Annotated in this window: 2 protein-coding genes; one reads left to right on the plus strand and one right to left on the minus strand. The window is 70.4% G+C overall.

The genetic code is table 11. The features are described from left to right. The coding region (locus tag WBA11_RS02115) for a 2-oxoacid:acceptor oxidoreductase subunit alpha (protein WP_424519077.1) at window positions 1–1,811 on the minus strand (1,811 nt) is incomplete at its 3' end. 197 nt (window positions 1,812–2,008) lie between these two features. Here WBA11_RS02115 and WBA11_RS02120 point away from each other — a divergent pair. Next, window positions 2,009–2,341 (plus strand): BtpA/SgcQ family protein (locus WBA11_RS02120; RefSeq protein ID WP_424519078.1); only part of this gene is annotated, 333 nt, incomplete at its 3' end.

The following is a 2,341-nucleotide window of genomic DNA, read 5'->3' on the forward strand; positions in this document are numbered from 1 at the left end:
AGGCTCTTGGCCGGGATCAAAAAGCGCTCGCGCAGGACGCGGACGAGCTGGCCGTGGTTGAGCTCCGGCACCAAGACGTGCCGGTAGCGCGAGACCACGTCCCCAAGATCGGGCGGCAGCGGGTTGAGCCACCGCAGGTGCGCGTGTCCAACCTCCAAGCCGCCCGTGCGGGCGTCTCCGACGGCCTTCTTGATCGCGCCGTACGTCGACCCCCAGCCGATGACGAGCACGTCGCCGCGGTCGTCGCCCTCGATCTCGGTGGGGGGGAAGTCCTGGGCGATCCGTGCCACCTTGTCGGCGCGCGTCTCGGTCATCCGCTGGTGGTTCTCGGGGTCGTAGCTCACGCCGCCCGACCTCGAGTCCTTCTCCAGCCCGCCGATCCGGTGCTCGAGCCCGGCCGTTCCAGGCTTCGCCCAGCCCCGCGCCAGGGTCGACTCGTCGCGGACGTACGGAAGGAACGCGTCGTCCTCGAGGGCGCCCGCGTCGGTTGCGGCCTCGAGGTCGGCGAAGCGAACGGGGATGTCGGGGAGCGCGTCAGCGTCGGGGACGCGCCAGGGCTCGGAGCCGTTGCCGAGGTAGCCGTCGGACAGGAGCACGACGGGCGTCATGTACCTAAGCGCGATCCGAGCCGCGTGGAAGGCGGCCAGAAAGCACTCGCCGGGCGTCTTGGGCGCGATGACCGGCGTCGGCGCGTCGCCGTTGCGGCCGTAGAGCGCCATCAGCAGGTCGCTCTGCTCGGTCTTGGTCGGCATCCCCGTGCTCGGCCCGGCTCGTTGCACGTCGATGACGACGAGGGGTAGCTCGACCATCGTCGCCAGGCCCAGGAACTCGCCCTTGAGCGCCATGCCCGGCCCCGACGTCGCCGTCACACCTAAGACGCCGCCGAACGCCGCCCCGATCGCGCTGCCGATCGCCGCGATCTCGTCCTCGGCCTGGAACGTCTTGACGCCGAACGCCTTGTACTTGGCGAGCGCGTGGAGCAGGTCCGAGGCCGGCGTGATCGGGTACGTCCCGTAGAACACGTCGAGGCCGGACTTGACACCGGCCGCAACGAGTCCGAGCGCCAGCGCCTCGTTGCCCTTGATCGCGCGGTACATGCCCGGCGGGAGGTCGGCGGGCGCCACTTCGTAGCGGGCCACGAAGCTCTCGGAGATGTCGCCGTAGTGGTAGCCCTTGTCGAGCGCGCGCAGGTTGGCGTCGCGGATCTCGGGGACCTTCGCGAACTTGGCCCGGATCCACTCGCGTGCCGGCTCGACGGGCCGCGTGTACATCCACAGCGAGAGGCCGAGCGCGAACATGTTCTTTGCCCGGTCGATCTCCTGCTTGCTGAGCCCCGTGTCCTCGAGCGCGCGGTGCGTCAGCGTCGTCAGTTCGACGTCGTGGCGCTCGTAGCCGTCGAGCGTTCCGTCCTCCAAGGGGTTCGCGTCGTAGCCCGCCAGGCTCAGGTCACGGTCGCCGAACGCGTTCGTGTTGACCAGCACGGCACCGCCCGGCTTGACGCGGGCCAGGTTCACCTTGAGCGCGGCCGGGTTCATCGCGATCAGCAGGTCCACCTCGTCGCCCGGCGTCAGGATGGCGCCGGACCCGAAGTGGAGTTGGAAGCCCGAGACGCCGTACAGCGTGCCGGCGGGCGCTCGGATCTCGGCCGGGAAGTCCGGCAACGTCGCCAGATCGTTGCGGGCGTGGGCCGTGGCGAGCGTGAACTGGCTCCCCGTCAGCTGCATCCCGTCGCCGGAGTCGCCTGCGAACAGGACGACGACATCGTCGAGGGCGAGCGTGGGGACGGGAGAAGAGGTCGTCGCATCGGTCATGCGGGACGGTACGCCCGGTCCCGGCCCGTGATTCGTCCTCGAGGGCGAGACGGGCCGCCTTCGAGGACGGGTTCTCGAGGTTTTAACCGCCATGGATTGGCCTGGCGACCCCGACCCTCCAATCAGGGGCTCCCGTATTCACGGAACAGCACGTGGCACAGAGCCGGTTAGAGGCGCCCCTCGCGGATCGTCCTCCCATGCCAGCCAACGTCCGCTCTCTGTTTCCCCGAGCCAAGCCCGTCATCGCGGTCATCCACGCGAGCCCGTCGCCGGGCGTGCCGGGGAGCCGGTCGGTCAAGGCCGCCGTAGACCGCGCGGTCGCCGAGGCCAACCTGCTCGCCGCGCTCGGCGTCGACGGCCTATTGATCGAGAACGCCCACGACGCGCCCGCCCTCGACGAGGACGAGACCGGACCGGAGGTCGTGGCCTACATGACCCACATCGCCGTCGCCGTCCGGCGCCACGCCCGCCGCCTGCCGATCGGGATCCGCGTGCTCCACGCCGACCAGGCCGCGCTCGCGGTCGCCCAC

The sequence above is a fragment of the Rubrivirga sp. genome, from assembly GCF_049648075.1.
GTDB lineage: Bacteria > Bacteroidota > Rhodothermia > Rhodothermales > Rubricoccaceae > Rubrivirga.